13 protein-coding genes and 1 pseudogene are annotated in these 21,673 nt (G+C 53.3%); 8 read left to right on the top strand and 6 right to left on the bottom strand.

Annotation, left to right across the window (positions count from 1 at the left end; genetic code table 11):
• Positions 1-71: 71 nt before the first annotated feature.
• Complete coding sequence (locus NDI52_RS02245; RefSeq protein WP_190771467.1) at positions 72-545, bottom strand: hypothetical protein; 474 nt, start codon at positions 543-545, stop codon at positions 72-74.
• A gap of 341 nt (positions 546-886) precedes the next feature.
• Between NDI52_RS02245 and dnaK the strand changes: the two genes are divergently transcribed.
• From dnaK to NDI52_RS02260, 3 genes are all read left to right on the top strand, one after another.
• Positions 887-3,646 carry a molecular chaperone DnaK gene (gene dnaK, locus NDI52_RS02250; RefSeq protein ID WP_190771468.1) on the top strand — a complete coding sequence of 920 codons (2,760 nt, stop codon included), beginning with the start codon at positions 887-889 and terminating at the stop codon, positions 3,644-3,646.
• 61 nt (positions 3,647-3,707) lie between these two features.
• On the top strand, positions 3,708-4,676 hold the full coding sequence (locus NDI52_RS02255; RefSeq protein WP_190771469.1) for a J domain-containing protein: 969 nt from the start codon (positions 3,708-3,710) through the stop codon (positions 4,674-4,676).
• A 151-nt stretch (positions 4,677-4,827) separates the two neighbouring features.
• Entirely contained in the window at positions 4,828-7,050 is a 2,223-nt protein-coding gene (locus NDI52_RS02260) for an ATP-binding protein (protein WP_348256314.1), read from the top strand.
• 410 nt (positions 7,051-7,460) lie between these two features.
• On the opposite strand, the gene NDI52_RS02265 is transcribed toward NDI52_RS02260, so the two are convergent.
• A complete protein-coding gene (locus NDI52_RS02265; RefSeq protein WP_190771478.1) occupies positions 7,461-8,912 on the bottom strand; it encodes an alpha-amylase family glycosyl hydrolase in 1,452 nt (483 codons plus the stop codon).
• A gap of 641 nt (positions 8,913-9,553) precedes the next feature.
• Between NDI52_RS02265 and NDI52_RS02270 the strand changes: the two genes are divergently transcribed.
• Positions 9,554-12,112: an ELWxxDGT repeat protein gene (locus tag NDI52_RS02270; RefSeq protein WP_190771471.1), complete on the top strand. Its 2,559-nt coding sequence runs from the start codon at positions 9,554-9,556 to the stop codon at positions 12,110-12,112.
• 165 nt (positions 12,113-12,277) lie between these two features.
• On the opposite strand, the gene NDI52_RS02275 is transcribed toward NDI52_RS02270, so the two are convergent.
• Positions 12,278-13,252: a Sll0314/Alr1548 family TPR repeat-containing protein gene (locus NDI52_RS02275; protein WP_190771472.1), complete on the bottom strand. Its 975-nt coding sequence runs from the start codon at positions 13,250-13,252 to the stop codon at positions 12,278-12,280.
• Positions 13,253-14,039: 787 nt separating this feature from the next.
• Here NDI52_RS02275 and NDI52_RS02280 point away from each other — a divergent pair.
• Both NDI52_RS02280 and rsmG read left to right on the top strand, forming a co-directional pair.
• A complete protein-coding gene (locus NDI52_RS02280; protein WP_190771473.1) occupies positions 14,040-14,684 on the top strand; it encodes an energy-coupling factor ABC transporter ATP-binding protein in 645 nt (214 codons plus the stop codon).
• A 66-nt stretch (positions 14,685-14,750) separates the two neighbouring features.
• Positions 14,751-15,491, top strand: a complete 741-nt coding sequence (gene rsmG / locus NDI52_RS02285) for a 16S rRNA (guanine(527)-N(7))-methyltransferase RsmG (RefSeq protein ID WP_190771474.1) — start codon at positions 14,751-14,753, stop codon at positions 15,489-15,491.
• 81 nt (positions 15,492-15,572) lie between these two features.
• Here the strand turns inward: rsmG and NDI52_RS02290 are convergent, their stop codons facing one another.
• A complete protein-coding gene (locus tag NDI52_RS02290; protein WP_190771475.1) occupies positions 15,573-16,754 on the bottom strand; it encodes an aldo/keto reductase in 1,182 nt (393 codons plus the stop codon).
• A 262-nt stretch (positions 16,755-17,016) separates the two neighbouring features.
• Positions 17,017-17,256, bottom strand: coding sequence for a hypothetical protein (locus NDI52_RS02295; RefSeq protein ID WP_190771476.1), 240 nt, complete (start codon positions 17,254-17,256; stop codon positions 17,017-17,019).
• 491 nt (positions 17,257-17,747) lie between these two features.
• Between NDI52_RS02295 and NDI52_RS02300 the strand changes: the two are divergent.
• A pseudogene (locus NDI52_RS02300) lies at positions 17,748-18,362 on the top strand (glycosyltransferase); the annotation flags it as partial.
• A 527-nt stretch (positions 18,363-18,889) separates the two neighbouring features.
• On the opposite strand, the gene rpiA reads toward NDI52_RS02300, so the two are convergent.
• Complete coding sequence (gene rpiA / locus NDI52_RS02305; RefSeq protein WP_190774693.1) at positions 18,890-19,597, bottom strand: ribose-5-phosphate isomerase RpiA; 708 nt, start codon at positions 19,595-19,597, stop codon at positions 18,890-18,892.
• Positions 19,598-19,839: 242 nt separating this feature from the next.
• Between rpiA and NDI52_RS02310 the strand changes: the two genes are divergently transcribed.
• Positions 19,840-21,588: a tetratricopeptide repeat protein gene (locus NDI52_RS02310; RefSeq protein ID WP_190774692.1), complete on the top strand. Its 1,749-nt coding sequence runs from the start codon at positions 19,840-19,842 to the stop codon at positions 21,586-21,588.
• Positions 21,589-21,673 lie beyond the last annotated feature (85 nt).

Genomic DNA, 21,673 nt, shown 5'->3' on the forward strand with positions numbered 1-21,673 from the left:
CTGTAGCCCTGTTGCGCAACAGGGCTACAGCTGAAGGGGAATGTATTCGCGTTAGGGGCGATCGCCCACCTTTAACCCGCTTTCCGATGCTCCGTTAGAAACCAGACCCGCCGCTTCACAGCAGGTCTGATTGCTCCCAGGCTCACCAGGTCCTCATCCTCCTCAACTCTCTGCCAGAATTCCTCCTCATTCCTGGCCGTACCCATCACAACCCAGGGATGACCAAACCGGGTTTCTGCTACCCACAGCTCAACGTAAAACCCTCCGCCATCCTCTAGCAATTCCTCGCCAACCGGTCGAGATTGGAGTTCGCCGACCCGTGCTAATAAGTGCTTACCTGGGCATTCGTGGGGTAAGACTTGGGTTTGGTAAATGGACAGCAAATGAGCTTGTTTATGCTCTGCTGTAGCGATCGCCGCCTCATACTCTGGCTCAATGGCATTCCGAAAACCAGGCCGCTCAACTTTTAACAGAAGAAAATGCTCACACCCAGCCTCTTCCCGTTGCAATCGATAGAGTATGTAAATATCCAGGGGGATGCCCATCCGTGTCTCAATCCAGTGCTAGCTGGCATTATTTCCGAAAATAGATTTATAACCCTTTCTGAATCTGGTGAGGGACGAGAGCACAGATACGGGGCTTTGTCCCACATCCACCCCTGGCACCCCACCAGACCGGAAGATGCTGTATAAGCTGAAACCCCTATGGTAAGGACATCGCATGCAGTGCGCCTACCGTACGGGTTTCAGTCGACAAGATCGAGACTATAAAAAAGGAGGAAATCCGTATCTCAACCACCCACGTTCATTGCCCAAACGCTGGCAATATAGAATGGATGAATTAGCAGTTCGCAACATTACGATACTCGCGAGGAGCATCGCTACGCATGGGCAAGGTCGTCGGCATTGATTTGGGCACAACCAACTCTGTAGTTGCCGTCATGGAGGGCGGGAAACCGATCGTCATTGCCAACGCCGAGGGAATGCGAACGACGCCATCGGTGGTGGCCTTCAGCAAGGAGGGAGAACTCCTGGTAGGGCAGATGGCTCGTCGCCAATCAGTCCTCAATCCTCAAAATACGTTCTATGGGGTCAAACGCTATATCGGTCGGCGCTACAGCGAAATTAGCCCCGACTCGAAGCGCGTACCCTATACCCTGCGGCGCGACGAAAACGGCAACGTCAAAATCAAATGTCCCCGTCTCGAAAAAGAATTTGCTTCCGAAGAAATTTCTGCCATGATTTTGCGGAAGTTGGCAGATGAAGCCAGCCGCTATCTGGGGGAACCGGTCACGGGGGCCGTTATCACGGTGCCGGCCTACTTCAACGACTCCCAGCGTCAGGCCACCCGTGATGCAGGCCGTATTGCGGGGCTGGAAGTCAAGCGTATTATTAACGAGCCTACCGCCGCATCGCTGGCCTATGGGCTGGATCGAGCTGACAACCAGACCATTCTAGTTTTCGACCTGGGGGGTGGCACCTTCGACGTCTCTATCCTGGAAGTCGGGGATGGTGTGTTTGAGGTCAAGGCTACAGCCGGAGACACCCAGCTTGGGGGTACCGACTTCGACAAGAAGATTGTAGATTGGCTGGCGGACCAATTTCTAGAAGCAGAGAATATTGATTTGCGGCGCGATCGCCAATCCCTTCAGCGCCTCATGGAAGCATCCGAGAAAGCCAAGATTGAGCTATCGGGCGTTAGCGTTTCTGAAATCAACTTGCCCTTTATTACCGCCACGGAAGATGGGCCAAAGCATTTAGAAACCCGATTGACCCGCTCCACGTTTGAAGGGCTGTGCACCGATCTGGTCAGCCGTCTGCGGGGTCCGGTTAAACAGGCTGTACGCGACGCTAACCTTCGCCCCAGCGATATTGATGAGGTGGTGCTGGTAGGGGGTAGCACTCGCATGCCCATGGTGAAAGAGCTGGTGCGATCGCTCATCGACCGGGAGCCTAACGAGAACGTTAACCCTGATGAGGTGGTGGCAGTCGGTGCCGCGATCCAGGCAGGCATCCTGACCCAGGAAGTGCGCGACATTCTGCTGCTGGATGTAACCCCCCTATCCCTGGGGTTGGAGACCATTGGTGGGGTGATGAAGAAGCTGATCCCCCGTAACACTACAATTCCGGTGCGGCGTTCCGACATCTTTTCCACCGCCGAGAATAATCAGACGATGGTGGAAGTTCATGCCCTGCAAGGGGAGCGTGAAATGGCTTCGGACAACAAATCTCTGGGCCGCTTCAAGCTGATGGGGATTCCCCCGGCTCCCCGAGGGGTACCTCAGGTGCAGGTTTCCTTCGACATTGATGCCAATGGCATTCTGCAAGTAACGGCAGTGGACAAAACCACAGGCCGGGAGCAAGGCATCACCATCCAGGGAGCATCCACCCTGGCTGAAGATGAAGTGCAGCGGATGATTCAGGACGCCGAGAAGTTTGCCCAGCAAGACCGTCAGCGGCGGGAGCAGGTCGAGAAGCGTACCCGTGCCGAAGCACTCACCTACCAGGCTGAACGGCAACTGCGGGAAGTGGCGTTAGATTTTGGCATGCAGTTTGCCAGCAACCACCGTCGCCGCATCGAGAACCTGGTTCAAGAGCTACGCGACGCCCTCAAGAAAGACGACGATCGCAGCATTGACGTCGCCGAGGCAGACCTACGCGATGCCCTGTACGAGTTGCAGCAGGAGATCTACGACTTCAATAAGGAGGAGGAAGGCGAAGGGATCCTGGGCTCCATCAAGCGCACCTTGTTTGGAGATGAGGAAGACGACGATTTCTTCTACCGCAGCGATCGCGACTACAACTCCCGCTGGGACGAGCGCGGCGACTCCTGGGGCAACCGTCGTGATCCCTGGGATGAGCGTCGTGATCCCTGGAGTAGCGATCGCCGTCCGGCACCTCGCGACAACTGGGACAGCCGCTCCACTGATCGTCGTCCGGCCGCTCGGGATAATTGGGACAATCCGCTAAATGACCGTCGCCCGGCGGCTCGAGATAATTGGGATGACCCGGTAGATCGCCGCCCCGCCGCTCGGGATAACTGGGATAACCCCAGTGATCGGTGGTCTAGCAACAACGATCGCCGTCCTGCGGCTCGGGATAATTGGGACAATCCGGTAGATCGTCGCCCCGCCGCTCGCGATGATTGGGATGAGCCTACGAGCGATCGCCGTCCGGCTGCTCGGGATAATTGGGATGCTCCCACAGGCGATCGCAATAACCGCCGCTCTAACCCTCCTCGTAATAATGGTTGGGATGAGAGTCGTCGGGATGAACGGCCGGCACGCCCCGCTGCCCGGCGCGATCGCAACGATGACTGGGATACTCCAGCCCGTCCTGCTAACCGTCCTGTCACGGACCGTTCGGATGATTGGGATGCCCCAGCTCGTCCCACGAACCGTCCTGTTCAGCAGCCAACTGAACGGTGGGATGACGACGATGCCTGGAGCGACTCCCCCAGTCGCCGTGAGCCAGCGCGTAACCTCGATCGCGAGAATCGCGATAATGGAGATCGTCGACCGAGCGATGCCCGCCGTGATAGCTTACCCCCAGCCCCCTCTGACCGTCGCCCTGTGGAGGATCGCCCCTTGCCTGGCCGCAGTCGGGGTGCTTGGGATGACGACGATGATGACGACAACTGGCTGTAACGGGGCATCTACCTTCCGCTGTCTGCCTTAACCTTTCGTGTCTTACCCCTGTGCTACTTGAATGCAAAATTTTCGGAATTACTATCAAATTTTAGGAGTTGGGAAGGACGCAACCCCTGAAGAAATCAAGCGAGTCTACCGTAAATTGGCCCGCCAGTACCATCCGGACTTGAATCCAGGGGATCAGGCGGCGGAGGAACGGTTTAAGGAAATTGGCGAAGCTTACGAGGTTCTGTCGGACACCGGGAAGCGGGCCAAGTATGACCAGTTCAGTCGTTTTTGGAAACAAAGTGGATTCCAAACGGCAGGTAACGCGGCCACTCGTACTCGCAAATGGGCCGATCGCCCCCGTAAAGCGCCTGACGAGGTCGACTTTAGTCAATATCGCGACTTCAACACCTTCGTTGATCAACTCCTAAACCGTCGGGATGATGAGGTCGGAGCGCCGCGTCCTGCTGCGGAGCGTGACCCCTATCGACCGGGTACCAGCAAAACAGCGTACACGGTGCCCCGCGCTACCCCCCGCAATGCCGAAGCTCGTCTCACCGTACCGCTAGACAAAGCCTATGCGGGAGGTCGTGAGCGGATTCGTCTGGAGGATGGGCGATCGCTCGAGGTCAACATGCCCGCTGGTATGCTGGACGGTCAGAAAATTCGACTGAAAGGCCAGGGCGTGAATGGCGGCGATCTGTTTCTCAAAATCAACCTGGCTCCCCATCCCCTCTTCCGCCTTCAGGGGGCCGATGTCTACTGCCAGATTCCGGTTACTCCCAGTGAAGCGGTGCTGGGGGGAGCGATCGAAGTGCCAACTCTAGATGGCCTGGTCAAAATGATGATTCCTGCGGGAGTTCGCAGTGGCCAGAAATTGCGGATGTCGGGCAAGGGCTATCCCATTGAAGGGCGACGGGGCGACCAGATTGTAGAAGTTCTGGTGCTGGTTCCCCGTGACATCAGCGAACCCGAAAAGGAACTCTACGAAAAACTCCGCCAGGTCGAGACTTTTAACCCTCGAGCCGATTTATTAGTTTAAGCATTTTGGCTACCCACTTTATTTATCTCTCCAGAGGGCATGACAGAATAGATAAGTTTAGAATCCTCCCACAGCAAGAAGCGCATTGCGTCTCCGCAAGAACCCTTTCCAAAAGATAGGCCGCCAGCCTTGGCCCCTTAAGTGGCACCTCGTGGTGTTGATCGCGGGGTCTTTACTGCCCGTAGCCTTGTTTGCCGTTGTCATTGTCCAGAAGCTATCCATAGAGGAGCAAGAAGCCACTGAACGGCGCACAGTTCTGGCGGCCCGTACATTAGCGGAGACGGTTGAACAAGAAACCTCCAGCACCGTCAGAACTCTCCAGGCTTTAGCTGAATCTGAAAGGTTGGAGCAGGATGACCTTAAGGGCTTTCATACCGAGATCCGAAGGGTTCTGAAAACCCAGCCCACCTGGATGACCATCGTTCTGGTTGCACCCAACGGCCAGCAATTAGTTAATGCTCGACAGCCATTTGGCAAACCGTTGCCGTCCATCAATGAGCGAGGTAGCTTTTGGCGCGTCGTACAGACTCGTAAGCCGGCGATTGGAGACTTAGCCGTTGGTACGCTTACTCAAACCATGGCCTTTCCCATTCGGGTGCCTGTACTTCGTGATGGTGAATTACGGTACGTTCTGACAGCCGTCATTACCCCCCAAGCTCTGACCAGTACGGTAGAAACTCAGGCTCCCATTGATGGCGAGTGGACTCGCACCATCGTTGATAGTGCTGGCATCGTCGTTGCCCGTACCCGCTCGCCTGAACGGTTTGTGGGGCAACGGGGGACACCCCTATTTCTAGAACAAATTGCCTCTAGCACAGAAGGCATCTACCAAAATACAAGCTTAGAAGGTGAACGGGTTTATATGGCCTTTCATCGGCTGAGCGATTCTCGGTGGACGGCGGCGGTAATTGTTCCCATCGATGTCGTTCATGGTCCGGCGCGGCAAGCCATGGGATTGGTAGTCGGCTCGGGGGTGGTCTTGTTATTGTTCAGTATTGGAGGAGCGCTCGCCCTCTCAGATCGCATTTCTCGTAGCATTGCCTCCGCAACAGCCGGAGCTGAAGCCCTCGCCCAAGGGGAAGACCCCAAAGTTGGCTTTTCAGCCATTCTGGAAGTAGCGTTGTTGGGAAAAGCGCTGGAGCGTTCGGCTCAGTTGCTGACCCAACGGGAGCAAGAGCGAGCCGAGCACTTAGCCCGAGCTGAGGCAGCCCGGGCTGAGGCAGAAACCGCCAACCGTCTGAAAGATGAATTTCTAATTACCATTTCCCATGAACTGAAAACGCCGCTGAACGCCATCTTGGGCTGGAGTACGCTACTGCGAACGGGGCGATTAGAAGGGGAGAAGATGGAGCAGGCGATCGCCACCATCGAGCGTAACGCCAAAGTTCAAGCCCATTTAGTGGATGATCTGCTAGACACATCGCGGATTATTACCGGTAAACTGCGGCTCGAAACCCAGCCCCTGGATTTTTCCAGCGTGGTTGCCAGTGCTATGGACTCCATTCGGCATGCGGCTGAAGCCAAAGATATTGAGCTGTATCTACATCGGTTGTCCACCATAGAGCCCATCATGGGGGACCAAAACCGCTTACAACAGGTCGTGTGGAACTTGTTGTCTAATGCGGTCAAGTTCACCCCACGGGGAGGGCAAGTAACGGCTGAGGTGCAATCGATTGACTCGTTTACCGAGGTTGTGATTCGCGACACGGGTCGGGGCATTAAGCCAGAGTTTTTGCCCCATGTATTTGACCGCTTCCGTCAGGCAGACAGTTCGACGACTCGGGAATTTGGAGGGTTAGGACTGGGATTGGCTATCGTTCGGCATCTAGTGGAAATGCATGGCGGCACAGTTGAGGCGGATAGCCCCGGCTCCGGCCAAGGAGCAATTTTTACTCTTCGCTTTCCCATCACCACAATATCTCCGTCAATACGGCGGCGATCGCCCCAGGCTCTAACCACCCAAAATCCAAATCTGTCAGTTTTGGAAGCCAATAAACTACCCGATGTGCGGGTCGTAGTTGTTGACGATGAACGGGATGCCCGCGAATTTATCGCCGCCGTGCTGATGCAACAGGGGGCTGAGGTTAAAAGCTGTAGCTCTGCAGCAGAGGCATTTGAAACGATTACGGCGTGGAAACCCGCGGTCATTCTGTCTGACATTGGGATGCCCCAGGAAGATGGGTATGTCTTTATGTCCCGGGTACGAGCCTGGGAAGCAGGCGTTGGAGGGACCATTCCAGCCATTGCTTTGACAGCCTTTACCCGTAAGGAAGATCGGGAGCGGGCGATCGCCGCAGGCTATCAACTTCACATCCCTAAACCCGTTGATCCCATAGAGTTAGTCACAGCCATTGTTGAATTAATCAAGCAATAGTCAACCCGACTCAGGTGATGGCCTGACGCACTCTGGTTCTAGGCGCTACGCGCTCTAAAGCTAATACAGCCATTCAAGAGACCTACTGCGTGAATCGTTGCACGGCTTCATGTTGTAATACCAATTTGAACAGAAGCCAGTGCAGATGTTTGTAAGGAAATGGCTCGTAGAACCATTTCCTTACAAACATCTGCACTGGTTTGGTCTTTAGATTGGTATAACGATTCACGCAGTAGGTCTAAGGAGATTTCCAGATAAGAACTTCCCCATTATTTGGAAAAAAGGCGCGGCTTCGCCGCGCCTTTTTTCCAAATAATGGGGATATTGTTTCTCAGAAATCTCCTAAGAGAAGAGGACAGATGCATTGCACCCGTCCTCTTCTTCTGAATGGTTGTCACTCAAGCCCGTAACTAGGCAATTACAAGCCCCTGACGGCCTCCAAGGGAAATATGGAGGGTATCTCCTTGCCGGTCTACGGTTCCGGAGCCGTAGAGAACATGTTGAGAGACAGAGTCCATAGTTTCGTTGAGGGTGATGGCCACTTTTTGTGGCTCTGTGTCAGCATTGACGACCACAATCAGCGTCTCACCCTGGTGTTGACGGGCAAAGGCGTAGACCAGGCCCTCAGCATACAGGATGCGATAGCCGCCTAACCGGAGACAGGGATACTGATGCCGCAACGCAATCAGACGACGATGGTAGTCCAGCACTTGCCGGTCCCACTCGTCTTCTGGGGGGAAACCTCGGCGGCAGTCGGGGTCGAGCCAGCCTTCCAGACCCACTTCGTCGCCGTAGTAGACGCAGGGGGCACCGGGGGAGGTGAACATCAGCAGAGTTGCCAACTCCATGGCCGGGCGATCGCCCCCCACAATCGACAACAAACGAGCTGTGTCATGACTATCCAGCAGGTTGAGCTGGGTCAGGGCAATGTCCCAGGGATGGCGGTGGAAGATGTCGTGAGCCTTCTCGGCATAGCCCTGAGCAGAGAGGGCTGGGTAGGGTTCATAGGAACGGTCCAGCACCAGATCCATGACGACGCGATCGCCTCCTACAAAAGCGATGTTAGCGGCCGTTAACGGATAGTTCATTACCCCGTCAAACTGGTCGCCCTCTAGCCATTCGGTGGCGTTTTCCCAAACTTCCCCAACAATGTAGGCCTCGGGGTTTACAGCTTTGATGCGATCGCGAAATTCTTGCCAGAATCCGGGCTCTTTCACCTCAAAGGGTACATCTAGACGCCATCCATCCGCTCCCTGGCGAATCCAATGTTCGCCCACCTGCATAATGTAGTCGCGCACAGCAGGATTTTTGTGATTGAACACAGGGAGAGCACGGTTCCCAGCCCAACCAACATAGTTAGCGGGGAGAGATCCATCGTAGGCCGATAAGCCCCAGCTCTCAATTTGGAACCAATCTACCCAGGGGGAAAAGGAGCCATTTTCAAGAATGTCATTGAAGAAGAAAAAGCCCCGGCTGGCATGGTTAAACACACCATCTAGCACCACCTTCATGTTTCGCGCATGGCAAGCATTGAGTAGCTTCTCAAAAGCCACATTCCCCCCTAATAGGGGGTCAATCTGATAGTAATCGTGGGTGTGATAGCGATGGTTTGAGGTGGATTGAAAAATGGGCGTAAAGTAAATAGCGGTAAAACCGAGATCTTGTAAATAATCGAGCTTTTCAATAATGCCCCAGAAATTACCGCCTTTGTAACCCTGCAAAGTAGGCGGATCATTCCACGGTTCAAGAGGCACCCGTTCTGCAGGTAATGGCCCGCCAGGAGGGATAGCCCGGGCAAAGCGATCGGGGAAAATTTGATAGAAAACAGCATGTTTAACCCAATCTGGGGTGTGTATCAGCACCATGGCGACAAACCCATAACTCCAAGGATTAAGATAACGATCCCATCACGAGCAAGCGAGGCCTGAACGGAACATTTAAGGAATAATTTTTAATTTCATTAGTTACTAGAAAATATCTCCTTATTTACCTCTCTAAAGACAGATGAAATTACTGTAAAGAAATTGTCAAGGCTATTTGAAGCAACACATTTCTTGAGATAAATTAGGGGCATGAGAGTAAGTATTACTACGGATTCTTCTGTAAAGATACGTATTGTACGTTTATTGCAATGATGTCGTGGTGGTTCCCAAAAGGCATAGATTTTGTCTTGCCAGCCCTTTTCATAGGCCAAAGGTAAGAGCTTTCAATATCTAACTTTTGGTAGAGCGTTTGTGTTGGTTTATTGGTTTTCAAACTATCAGGGTTTCTTTGTAAATACGCCCAAATAGAGAGACTGTAATCGCTCATTTCTTCATATGTTGAGTTTGCCTCTACAGAAAATGTTTGAGGCAGTAATCTTTGTGCGCATTTTCATAGAAAATCAGTCCATTTCGGCAGGCTTCAGACACGTTTTAACTTCAAGATTAATTTTTGGTTGTTGGCCCGAGCATTTTCTTAAATCTATTTGGTTGGCCAAAACCCTCATTCTTTGGGAGGCAATATGTCCACAGCTCCACTCCAAATCCTGAATTTCGCACCTGGTACCGCTTACATCAGTAGCAGCTTTACTGCTGTCAATGATCTAACCTACGTTGCTGTTGAAGAGAGCGATGATCTTTACCCTGATGAAGGTGTACGCGATCGCCACCTCTGGGTTCTGGATGGCACCGTAGAGGGTACCCGCGCCATTAACCACACTGGAGCTTTGATCGGCACAGTTGGAAGCATTGGAAATCAAGTCTATTTCTTCACTTACCAACAAGGCACAGGGGCCACTCCGGGGGGCGCGTACCTATGGGTTACCGATGGCACTGATGCGGGTACCCGACGGCTCTCGGGGCCAAATCCTGGTACCTATCAGGAGCTCGAATTCAGCCTGGAAACCCAACGGCCCACAGTGTTCGACGGGAAACTGGTCTTCTCCTTTGGGACCGATGGAGCCTTTGAGCCCTGGATTAGTGATGGCACTCAAACCGGCACCCGGGTCTTAGACGATTTGCAACCCAATACATCACCTGAGAAAGGCTCCGACTCTAATAACTTCGTTGTCTTGGGCGGTCGCCTCCTATTCTCGGCCTACACCGATGCCACCGGGCGGGAATTTTGGATCAGCGATGGCACCCCCGAAGGTACGCAACTCTTAATGGATATTGCAGAGGGGGATGTTTCGTCATACCCATCCCTTCTAGGGCAGGTTGGCAATCGTCTGATATTCAAAGCCTACGACGAAACCGTAGGAAGAGAGCTTTGGGTCACGGATGGAACAGCAGCAGGCACTCACCTGCTCAAAGACATTAGAAGTGGTCCAGAGTCCGTAAGCGAGATATACCGAGGAACTTACACGGCGGACGGCAGCATGGTGTTTTTTGCCGGTGACCAGGACGGCAATATGGATCTGTGGATTACCAACGGTACGACTGCGGGTACCCAAAAGCTGTATGACACCGATTTTTATGAAGTAGGGGTGGGGGCGATCGCGGCTGGTGACAAAGTTTTCTTTGCAGGGACCAGCTTCCTGGGAGTTACAGATGGCACGGTAGCCGGCACTCGACGTCTAGCTGATATCGATTTTGAACTGGTAGATCGGCCACCTAATTACAACACTGTTGTCCCGGCGATCCTGGATGGTAAGGCCATATTCCGCTCCAGCACAAACGCTGCTGGTGGTTCGGAGCTTTGGATCAGCGATGGCACTGCAGCAGGCACCCAGTTATTGAAAGATCTGAATGCCAGTGGCAGCTCTCGCCCTTTTGACTTCTATATGGCCAATGGCCGAGTTCTTTTCAACGCCAATTACAACGAGTTATGGGTAACGGATGGAACAGCAGCGGGTACCCGTCGTTTAATGGCAGGGGTCAGTGACGATGACTTCTTCGAGGCGAACGAAGGTGGCAACGCCTATTACGAAACCGTCCCGTCTGGTTTTACCTCGCTGGCTGGAAAAACATACTTCCAAGGCTATGACCTATCCCATGGGTTTGAACTCTGGGTTACTGATGGCACAGCAGCCGGCACTTCTCTCGTTGCAGACCTGAATCCAGGTAGCGCAGGTTCTTACCCCCGTGGGCTCGCTGTAGTCAATGGGCAGCTCATGTTTATCGCGGGAAATGGCGTCTGGGCAATTGACCCCAGCAGCGAAACGCCAACGCTATCTGGGGCAGGGGGACGACGCAGCTTTACCGTACGTACCGGAGATGGAACGGTAGAAATTGCGAATTTCGGTGGCTATGGTACAGGTTCCCTCAGCACAACCGAAAAAGCTGAATTGGATACCCTGAGGCTTATTGGCTCTGGGTTAGATCCCCGTCGTATGTTGCTGCAACAACAAGGTGCGGATCTGGTGCTGGCCTTTGAGGGAGTTGCGAACACCCGCATCGTATTGCAGGATTTTGCCCTGGAAAACCTGGAGAACTTCCCTTCAGGGCTGGGGAACATCATCTTCAATGGGCAGAGGCAAGTACGCGACAGCTTTGACGTATTTGATGCCAACTCGTCTCGGCAAACCCTCTGGCGGCGAGACACGACCACGTTTTTAAACGATCGTGCCAACTGGGTACGCGGGTTTAACAATTCCGATGATGCCATCAATGGCCAGGATGGTGCAGATTGGATTGATGGCCGCAGCGGGAAGGATACCCTGCGTGGTGGTAAGGGGAACGATGCCCTGGTCGGAGGCCGGGAAAATGACCGCTTAGTGGGCAACGATGGAGCCGATGCATTCCGTTTTACAGCGAATCAATCCTTCAGCCAGGCCCGGCTTGGGGTGGACACGATCGCCGATTTTACCGGGGATGAGGGCGATCGCATCGTTCTAGATAAAACGGTATTCCGTAAACTTCAGAGTGGGGTGGGCGAGGGGCTTCGCTCAAGCGAATTTGCCAGAGTCAGCGAGGATGCTGCAGTAACCCGTAGTGGAGCGCTAATTGTCTACAACACCAGCAATGGCCGTCTGTTTTACAACGAAAACGGTAGCCAAAGTGGTTTTGGCTCAGGCGGCCAGTTTGCAGTTCTGACGGGCAGCCCCGACCTATCCCGGAACGGGTTCACGGTACAGGCATAGGCATAGGGCTTTGTTCCCTTCGTAGAAGGAGAGGCGAACTTCGTTCGCCTCTCCTTTTAAATGAACCTGAGCTTGAATTAAGGGATTTTTCCGAGGGGCGTACCCTTCGAGATACCTCATTTTGGCGCACACCAAAATGAGGTTTGGGCTGATCCCAAATTGAGGTTAATTAATGAGAGCACTGCATTGAGTCCGACTTTCCGCATCGGGCACTCCGCCAATTCGGTTGCGTGTGCGGCACTCTTCCCAGGCCAGGCGGTTGCCGACCTGTTTTACCAATCGATCGCGATATTGCAGAGCTTGCTGAAAATAATCCAGGCTGGCCTGATCTTGCCCCTGGCGTACCAGGATTTGGGCTTTGAGGTAAAGCAAATCAGGGTTATCTGGAGTGTCTGCGAGGGCAGAATCAACAGCCCGAATCGCATCGTCAAATTGATTCAAGTCGCGGTATCCAATTGCAATTCCCCGGTTTGCCATATAGTCTGGGCCAGCTTTTTCCTGGAGACGGGCGATCGCCTGAGCTGGGTCTGAAAAGGGCAGGTTTACCGCCAGCATCAGATCCATAAAGCCACGCACCAGATTCAGTTCTGGGTCATCGGGGTTAATCTTTTCAGCATCGTTGAGGTTGCTAAACACCTGCTGAAGTTTCCGCAGCAGGGTAGGTGTTGCCTCCAGCAAGCCCTGATCGTGGGCAATATACGCCCCTTCCAGGAAGTGGCCTACCGCAATATAAAGATGACCTCGCAGCGGATCGGCATCAACCAATGCCTCAGCGCTTTCGCGGGTGCGCACGCTGCTGCGCTCTAAAATGTCCCAATCTTCGCCCAGGTAAGCGATCGCTGCCCGCAGGGCATGGGTCAGGGGCTCATCATCCTCGGCCGTGCGAAGCAGTTCCCGAGCCTGTTTATAGTCACCCTCCTTAAACATGGCATTGAAGGCGGCTTCGGCCTGCTCACCCACAGCGTGGGGTTGAGCCGCACGGAAGGGATCGGCCAGAGCCGCTTCACCCAACAGACTGAGGGCGATCGCACAGCCGCCCACAAAGGTAGCAGCCCATCGCTTCAGAGGCTTCCAGCGCCCCTGCTCCAAAAACTTGCTCTTAGGGGAGCGATCTCCCCGAAAAACCTGAGAGTCAACCATAGTTTCAGACCGTGTGCGACGTTGCATAAGAGGAGGATGAGGGCAGCGTCACCCGTCGGGGCTCAGCTGGTGCCATTGACGAAAAGGGGCCTATCAAGGGTTCCCACGCCATTCTAAAAGGTAGGATTCAAACTCGCCGAGAGGTACAAATTACATCTGTCATAACATTTTGGAAAGACACAATCCGAAGCCTTTTCAGCAAAATCTTGCGACCTGTTTTACCGTTCATAACCGGAGTTTGGATTCAGGATATTTTCGAGTGCGGGCGCATCCCATTTTTGTAAGTGAAGCGGGCGAAGCCCGCTTCACTTACAAAAATGGGTTTCCAGATTGCAAAAGTGGGATGCGCCATCGAGTGCTGCATATTGCGTAGCACTCAAAAACATGAATTTCGCCTGGGAAGCACACCCAAAAACAGGTACTTCGCCTATCCCAAACTTAGTTCATCAGTTATCTAGTCAGGCCAGCTTATAGCGCTACGCACTCAGACCTAGGCGTTTTTTATAGGGCTATAGTCTCTCTGACCCAACCAACTCGTGGTCTGTCAATGTTCAAGTGTGGGGTACCCCCACACTTGAACATTAAATCTGAGAAGTTTTTGAGGGGTCTACGACCCCTCAAAAACTTCTTGACAGAGGACTAGGGCTAAAGTTCATGTTTTACTGTCGTGTGGCGATCGCAAACCCTGGAATTTTAGCCCTCCCCAGACAAATACCACGAACCCCTGATTGTTTGCGGGTATCTCAGAGTTTGCCACAATGGATAAAGCCTTTTAGACTGACACCGAATGCTTCGCGTCAAAGACCTGGCCTATCACCCAGCCGCTACCCCAAACCCCATCCTACAAGACATCAACCTGGAGCTAGGCCCTCAGCAAATGGGCCTGATTATCGGCCCTAGTGGCTCCGGAAAGAGCACCTTACTAGAAATCTTGTCAGGTTTAGCAAAGCAAACCTCTGGCCAGGTATTGTGGCGCGATCAGGAACTGAACCCTGACGATCTACGGCAGTTGGGGGGGCTCGTCTTCCAGTTTCCTGAACGGCATTTTTGTGGGGGCACCCTGCTGGAAGAGTTGCGGTTGGGCCATCCTGATGTGAAGAGCGATCGCATCGAACAAACCCTTCAGGAAGTCGGGCTCAATCACTTGCCCCGCAATACCTCCCCCCAAGCCCTCAGCGGCGGCCAACAACGGCGGCTGGCCCTGGCCGTACAACTGATCCGACAACCCTTCCTGCTCATGCTCGACGAACCTACGGCGGGTCTAGACTGGTCAATGCGCCAACAACTCGTGAGCGTCCTCCGCAAACTCAAAACGGAGTGGAGCCTACTTGTCGTCTCCCACGATGCGGGAGATATGGCGGCGATCGCTGACCATTGCTGGATCATCGATCATGGGCGCCTCATCACCAATCCCGTCCCCCAGGCCAGCTAACCCATCTCACTCCACGACTTCTCCCGTCCACTCCCCTGCTCCATCCACCCATCTCTCATCCCATTAATGATCGAATCCCCCCCCTCCCTCCCCTCCCAAACCGACCTGTGGCAATCGACCCTTCAGTGGGTCCCTACACCCATCCAGCAGGAGTTACTACAACAGCTCTATCAGGGCGTTTTGGAGGGAAATCAGGTCTTGAACCTGACCCGTATCACGGCCCCCGAAGAATTCTGGGAGAAGCATGTTTGGGATTCGTTCAGTGGGCTACAGGGCTATCTCACTCAAACGACACCGCCTCCCACCCGCATTATTGACATCGGCACCGGGGGCGGCTTTCCGGGCCTCCCTGCCGCGATCGCCTTCCCTGAAAGTACGATTACTCTCCTCGACGCCACCCGCAAAAAGATCGCCTTTCTCGAAACCCTGGCCCACTCCCTGGGGCTCACCAATGTTATTCCAATCACCGAGCGGGCTGAAGCGTTGGGTCAGCACCCCACACACCGTGAGCAGTACGATCTGGCTCTACTTCGGGCAGTCGCCCCTGCGAACGTCTGTGCAGAGTATGCACTCCCCCTGCTAAAACAAGGCGGACGAGCCATCCTGTATCGGGGCCAATGGACGCCAGAGGAGGAACAGGAGCTGGAGGGCGCGATCGCCCAATTGGGAGGTCAACTTTTCCGAGTTGATGCCCTGACGACGCCACTGAGCCAAAGTCTGCGCCACTGCATTCATCTCGACAAAGTCGCCCCTACACCGGAACGCTTCCCCAGAGGGGTTGGCATTCCGCGCCAACGTCCGCTTTGAGGATTTCGTACAGCATCAAACCCGATTTTGTGGGGAGTACGACTTAGCCGCACTCCCCACAAAAAAGTCCACTTGCCTTTCTTACGACTGCATCAGGCGTCGCCCTTCAGCACCGCCCAACAGCTCATGGGCTTCCTGCAAAAATGCTGGGAGCTTCTCTGCGTGGGGGCTACGGCTCAAGCATGCCTGTAGCTCCGGCATCGTTGCATGGGTCAGCTTGTTACCAGGGAACCAGTGTCCTGCATTCCCCAGCATGTTGTAACGGGCTCTGGCATAGTCCACCATGCCAAAGGCGATCGCCAAATTTCGCAACCACAAAATGCTGCGTACACTCACCTGACCCGGCACCTCCTCCAACCGGGGTAAGCCCACTTCCCAGGTGCGATACCAGTCCTCCCCCAGCGTCCGAATTGCCTCCTGTTCCAGCCGATCCAGAATAGGGGGCAATACGTCTTTGACTCGATCCAGAAAGGCCAGGGTTTTAATATGTTCATCAAAATCGCCAGGGTGGGCAGCCCCGATGCTTAAGGTATGAACCTGAGGATGGCTCAGGCAGAATAGGTTGTTAAACACAATAGGACTGAGAGGCGCACAAAGATCCACCAACTTCTGAGGTGGGCTGTACAGATGCCCCCCCTTATCGGTGGGGCTGATGATGAAAACCCCCATGTCATGCTGGGTTGCTGCTTCGATCGCCGCCCAGTTGATCTGGTTGATGTAGTACCAGTGCAGGTTGACGTAGTCGAATTGATCGGAGGCGATCGCCTGCACAATCACTTCCGTCGGAGCATGGGTCGAAAAACCAATAAATCGAACCCGTCCCTGGCGCTGAAATTCTCGCGCCACATCCAGACAACCGCCAGGCCGTAGCGTCCATTCCAGGATTTCCGGCGTGTTGATGCCGTGCATTCCCAATAAATCCACCTGCTCCAGTTGCAGGTAGGCGAGCGATCGCTCTAAATCTGCTCGAAACTCCTCTGCATTCTCCGTAGGACTGACCTTGGTTTGCACAATCAGCTTCTCGCGGGGAATGCGGGGCAGAATGCGCCCTAGCTGCATTTCAGAGGTTCCATACCCCCGAGCCGTCTCGATATGGTTAATTCCCAGGTCTACCGCCCGACGAATGGTCGCCTCCAGATTTTGCTGGCTGTCCTCAGAGACTTCGGCCTGGGGTACATCTTTCCATTTGTACTGGTAACGCATTCCTCCACAGGAAAAGACCGGCATGGCCAGTTCTGTTCGTCCAAATCGGCGATAGTCCATAACATCAACGGGTTGCAATAGTGCTTTGTGCACTGTATCAAGTCGAGCGATATAGCGTGGTGATCCATGCCACCTTGTTTATGTACGAAGTGCAGCGACCCTCCTGAAGAAGTTGTTTGGCTCAGTCTGTCTACCTGAGAGGCAATGCAAATAAACTCCTTAATCAAGTTCTAAACGTGCTCGGTCATATCTCAAGCCTGAGGATGAGGTTGTGGTGAAAGGGGCACGAAGGAATCCTTTCACCACAACCCCATCTGCCTGTCTAAAACACTACTAAGTGCTTTATCCCTAATTCAATCAGTAACTCAATGACCTGAGCGCGGCTTAGAAGCTCCTTCGAGGGGCGGGCAAAGCGCACACCAAACCAGACAATTGGGTTTATCCGAATTGAGATTGAGTAGGTAGTTATTACTAAGGAGGTTTCTGCATAAGAATTTACCCAGAATGTTGGTGCTTTGCCCGCGAAGCGGGCAAAGCACCAACATTCTGGGGGTAATTTCATTACTGGAAATCTCCTAAATATAAGGTCTAGAAGACTGTGCCACCCACAAAGTAGGTGGCACAGTCTTCTAGACCTTATGTTTCACTGAGTTGAGCGACTTAAAATCATCTAAATAAATTGCCAATACCTAACTTAAGGCTGATTTCCCTACTGATTTAAGCTTTTGCAGAAACTAACATTCCAAACCTTCGTCTATCGAGTTATTAGATACGGCAAAAATTAAGTTCATACTACCTTTACACGGAAAAATACAGTGTGAGTTTTTCGTGTTGAAACCTCCGTATTTACCCTGAGTATCGGGAACAGATATTAAATTACACGAATACTTTAATAGTGCCCCTGTCGCCTGGTCTCTTATGACACAACAGTTGTTAAAACCCAACACGCGCAGGAGAGATTCATCAGAGCCTCTACCACCTGTCCAGAGAAGCTATCGAATCCCCTCCGCGCCTGAATCAGATGCGCTTAGTCCACCTACGGTTCCCACACAATCCATTTACCTGTCTGTTATTCTCCCAACTTACAAAGAACGTACAAACCTACTGGGAATGGTTACCGCCCTTTCCTACCTGTTAGATGAAGTGCTACCCAACGCTTACGAGCTCATTGTGGTAGATGATAATAGCCCCGATCAAACCTGGAACGTTGCTCTACAACTGATCCATCACTACCCAGCGTTACGAGTCATTCGACGCATGGAAGAACGAGGTCTGGCGACTGCTGTGGTCAGGGGTTGGGAAGCAGCGCAGGGGGAAATTCTGGGAGTCATTGATACAGACCTCCAACAACCTCCGGAAGTACTTCTAGAATTGGTCAAACGGATGCAACAGGGAGCCGATCTGGCGATCGCCAGTCGCAATGCTCAGGGTGGGGGTAGCCGGAACCTGAGCCCCGCTCGCCGTCTTCTGCGGTTTGGGGCGCGTTTGTTAGGAAGGCTCATCCTACCGAATGTGGTAGGGCGCGTGTCCGATCCGATGAGTGGCTATTTTCTGGTGCGTCGGGAAGCGATCGCTGGTCGCGTTCTCTTTCCCTCAGGCTATAAGATTTTGCTGGAAGTCTTGAGCCGAGGCGATATTCAAAACATTGCCGAGGTTGGGTATGTGTTTCATGGCCGGCCAGACAAACGGAAACATAGCTTCGGTTCTAAGGTGATTGGTTATTTACGTCACCTGATGCAGCTACGACAATCCCTAGAAACGCTCTAGTCACGTTAATCCATTGGTATTTGTAACCGCCTCAATCGAATTCACAACCCAGAGTATTATTCAGAATTTATTGGATAGATGCTTCGCCAACTCCCAAAAGACTTGACGTGCCATCTATTGAACAATTAGCGCTCAGGGCTTCATATATGTTGCGCCAACTCTCCCAAGTCTTGCCGAATCATTTATTGAACGCCTTAGCACACATTTCCCTGCAAGATGATTTGGTGATATGACATCCGGTTGAAGAACCGTAATCAGAAATGGTGCGACGCAACGTGGCATCTCTGATTAAAATTCTTCAGCCAAATTGGGTGTAAATAACCTGAGTTACGGTTAAGGGCACTTCAGCTTATCCCGACTTGAGGTTGAACATAAAGAATGGCGTGGCACAATGTGCCACGCCATTCTTGCCAAGTACTCAAAGGATTTTACATTTCCCGCACGGTTGGAACACCGTCAATAATTTCTCCAATCAGTACCAGATCGGTCAGGCCGACAAACAAACCGTTATCCAGCACTCCAGGGATGTTGTTAATAGTTTTCTCTAGTTCTGCCGGGTTATCCAGGCTATCGAATTTCACATCCAGAATCATGTTGCCCTGGTCTGTGATCACTGGGCCATCCTTCTTAACTCCCATGCGGATTTCAGGCACCCCACCCAGCTTTTCCATCGCCTGCATCACCGGTGTCACGGCCATCGGCATGACCTCTACGGGCAGCGGAAACGCCCCCAAGTGATCAACCAGCTTGGAGCTATCTACCACCACCACAAATCGTGATGCCAGACCATCTACAATTTTTTCCCGGGTGTGAGCAGCCCCGCCGCCCTTGATCAAGTTCTTCTGTGGATCAACTTCATCCGCACCGTCAATGGCGATGTCAATGCGATCGACTTCGTCCAGCGTCGTCAGCGGAATGCCATACTTACGGGCCAGAACGGAAGCCTGGAACGATGTGGGAATCCCCTTGATATCTGTAAGAGTACCTGCCTGCAGCCGTTCTCCCAGGTATTGGATCATGAAAGCGGCCGTAGAGCCTGTGCCTAACCCAACAATATTGCCGGATTGCACCAGATCGGCGGCGGCTTTACCGACCTGCTGTTTCATGACCTTGACGGGATCTGTTCCTGTACTCATGGGAGCCTGTCCTGCGTTTAAATGCTTACCAACACTAAAGGCTATCATTTCTAAGCCCCGCAAAAAATAGGCTCAGATCTTGCACCGGACCTCAGAGCCCTTATCTTTTGTCGCTTCGTGGGGAAAATAAGGGTTCTGAGCTCTGGTGCAGGAAAGGTACAAGATCTAAATACTCTCGCACCGCGCCGGGCGGAAAGGGTTATAAATGCGGCAAGATAACAAAGGTAGTCTTGCGGAACACCATGGTTGAGCAGCCTTATCCTCCCTCTTTTTCGTTGTCTCTAGAGGAATGCCAGCAGCGGTTGCAAAACCCTCATCTATCCACCAGCGAGCGTACCCACCTCCTGTGTCGCCTTGCAACGCTACATCTGCAACGCGGCAACCCTACAGCAGCCATTACTACCACCGAGCAAGCCCTTCAGCTCCAGCCCGATTCTGCCCTGGCCTACTACTACCGTGGCCTTGCGCTAGAACACCTCGGGCAACTGCAAGCAGCCCTGGCCGCCTACGACCGGGCGATCGCCCTCACCCCCCAACCCTCTGCGCAATGGTGGTGCGATCGCGGCAATGCCTTACGGGGTCTGGGCCGTTACAAAGAATCCCTACATAGTTATGACCAGGCATTAGAAATTGCCCCAGCCCATGAGGAAGCCATGGGGGCAAAGGGTTCCATCCTGGCACTCCTGGGACGGCGGCGGGAAGCACTTCAGATGTGCGATCGCGTGCTGGAGCACTATCCCAGTTCAGCCCAGGCCTGGAACAGCAAAGGAGTCGTGCTGATCACAGGGGGCAGACTCCAGCCAGCGCTGGGGTGCTTTGACCAGGCGATCGCCCTGAATGGTAACTTCGATCGCGCCTGGTGCAATCGGGGCAGCACACTGATGCGGCTGGGGCATACCCAGGAAGGAATCAACAGCCTGGATACTGCCCTATCGATTCAACCGGAGTCACGGGAGTACTGGAAAGCCAACGGTTTGACGTACCGGGGTTATGGCCAGATGAAATTGGGGCTGTATGAGGAAGCGATCGTCGATTTTGACCAGGCTCTTGAGATTAAACCGGGTTATCCTCTCGCGGCGCTTTACCGATTTGTCACTTTAGTCCAGGCTGGAGAATTTTTTCGCCATCTTTCCCATCGGCAGCTGCGTCCCCCACTACTCCGTAACCTGGGCATTATTTTCAACACGTTGAAGTACCGGCTGGGAATTTTGGTCGGGCTGATATTGCTCCTGGGGTTTGGTCAAGGAGCATGGGTTATGGCTCTGCGGCAAGTTCTGCCTGCGCTGCTGTCTCTGGGGGTGGTGGCAGTAGTGGTAGCAGACCTATGGCGCTATCGGCTGCGTCTGGGTTTTGTGCGGCAGACCTATTTCCACAAAAATCCGCTGATTTACTTGCGAGCCTTTTGTACGGTGGTGCTGACCCTCTTTACTTACACCGTGACAGATGCGATCGCTCCAGCCTGGATGCGTTGGGGTTGGGCCAACTGGGTCTTTGGTCAGCCAGGAAACATTATCTTTCAACCCTTCAATCTGTTTTCTGAGCAGACAGGTGAGGCGATCGCCGTCTCCTACAGCCCCTCTGCGCCTCTCCTCAGCACCGCTGGCTTACTGCCGTTTGACGGCAAAGTGTTACTCATTCTCGGCTTCTGGCTGGTTCTGATTCTGGGAATTCCCTTTTGGTCCAGCCTGGAGGAACGCATTTTTCGTCGGGGAGCCGATAGCTGGAGACAAATTGGGGTGCGATCGACCCAGTTCGGGCTCATTCACTTGCTGGCGGGAATTCCCATTCTGGGCGGATTTGTGTTGATTTTGCCAGGATTTTTGTTTGCGTGGCGCTATAAGTTTGTGCGCGATCGCCACTTCCGCAAAACTGGCGATACCCTCCAGGCTCAAGAAGCCGGAGTCGCAGCCAGCACAGCCGATCACGCGATTTACAACGCCATTCTGATTACCCTTGCGGTGGGCTCGATCCTGGCGTTCGGCAACGGGTAATGTGCATTGCAAAGAAGGTGAATGCCACGCACCCCCTTCTTGACCATAACGTTGGTGCATCCCACTGTTGTCAGTGAAGCGGGCT

Origin of the sequence: Leptolyngbya sp. PL-A3 (assembly GCF_039962325.1) — a bacterium.
Classification (GTDB): domain Bacteria; phylum Cyanobacteriota; class Cyanobacteriia; order Elainellales; family Elainellaceae; genus Vacuolonema.

Excerpts from the sequence above, each read along its gene's own strand:
- dnaK (WP_190771468.1), top strand. The coding sequence starts at position 887 with ATGGGCAAGGTCGTCGGCATTGATTTGGGCACAACCAACTCTGTAGTT.
- NDI52_RS02295 (WP_190771476.1), bottom strand. The coding sequence starts at position 17,256 with ATGAAATTACCCCCAGAATGTTGGTGCTTTGCCCGCTTCGCGGGCAAA.
- NDI52_RS02310 (WP_190774692.1), top strand. The coding sequence starts at position 19,840 with ATGGTTGAGCAGCCTTATCCTCCCTCTTTTTCGTTGTCTCTAGAGGAA.
- NDI52_RS02270 (WP_190771471.1), top strand. The coding sequence starts at position 9,554 with ATGTCCACAGCTCCACTCCAAATCCTGAATTTCGCACCTGGTACCGCT.
- rpiA (WP_190774693.1), bottom strand. The coding sequence starts at position 19,597 with ATGAGTACAGGAACAGATCCCGTCAAGGTCATGAAACAGCAGGTCGGT.
- NDI52_RS02275 (WP_190771472.1), bottom strand. The coding sequence starts at position 13,252 with ATGGTTGACTCTCAGGTTTTTCGGGGAGATCGCTCCCCTAAGAGCAAG.
- NDI52_RS02255 (WP_190771469.1), top strand. The coding sequence starts at position 3,708 with ATGCAAAATTTTCGGAATTACTATCAAATTTTAGGAGTTGGGAAGGAC.
- NDI52_RS02290 (WP_190771475.1), bottom strand. The coding sequence starts at position 16,754 with ATGGACTATCGCCGATTTGGACGAACAGAACTGGCCATGCCGGTCTTT.
- NDI52_RS02280 (WP_190771473.1), top strand. The coding sequence starts at position 14,040 with ATGCTTCGCGTCAAAGACCTGGCCTATCACCCAGCCGCTACCCCAAAC.
- NDI52_RS02245 (WP_190771467.1), bottom strand. The coding sequence starts at position 545 with ATGGGCATCCCCCTGGATATTTACATACTCTATCGATTGCAACGGGAA.
- rsmG (WP_190771474.1), top strand. The coding sequence starts at position 14,751 with ATGATCGAATCCCCCCCCTCCCTCCCCTCCCAAACCGACCTGTGGCAA.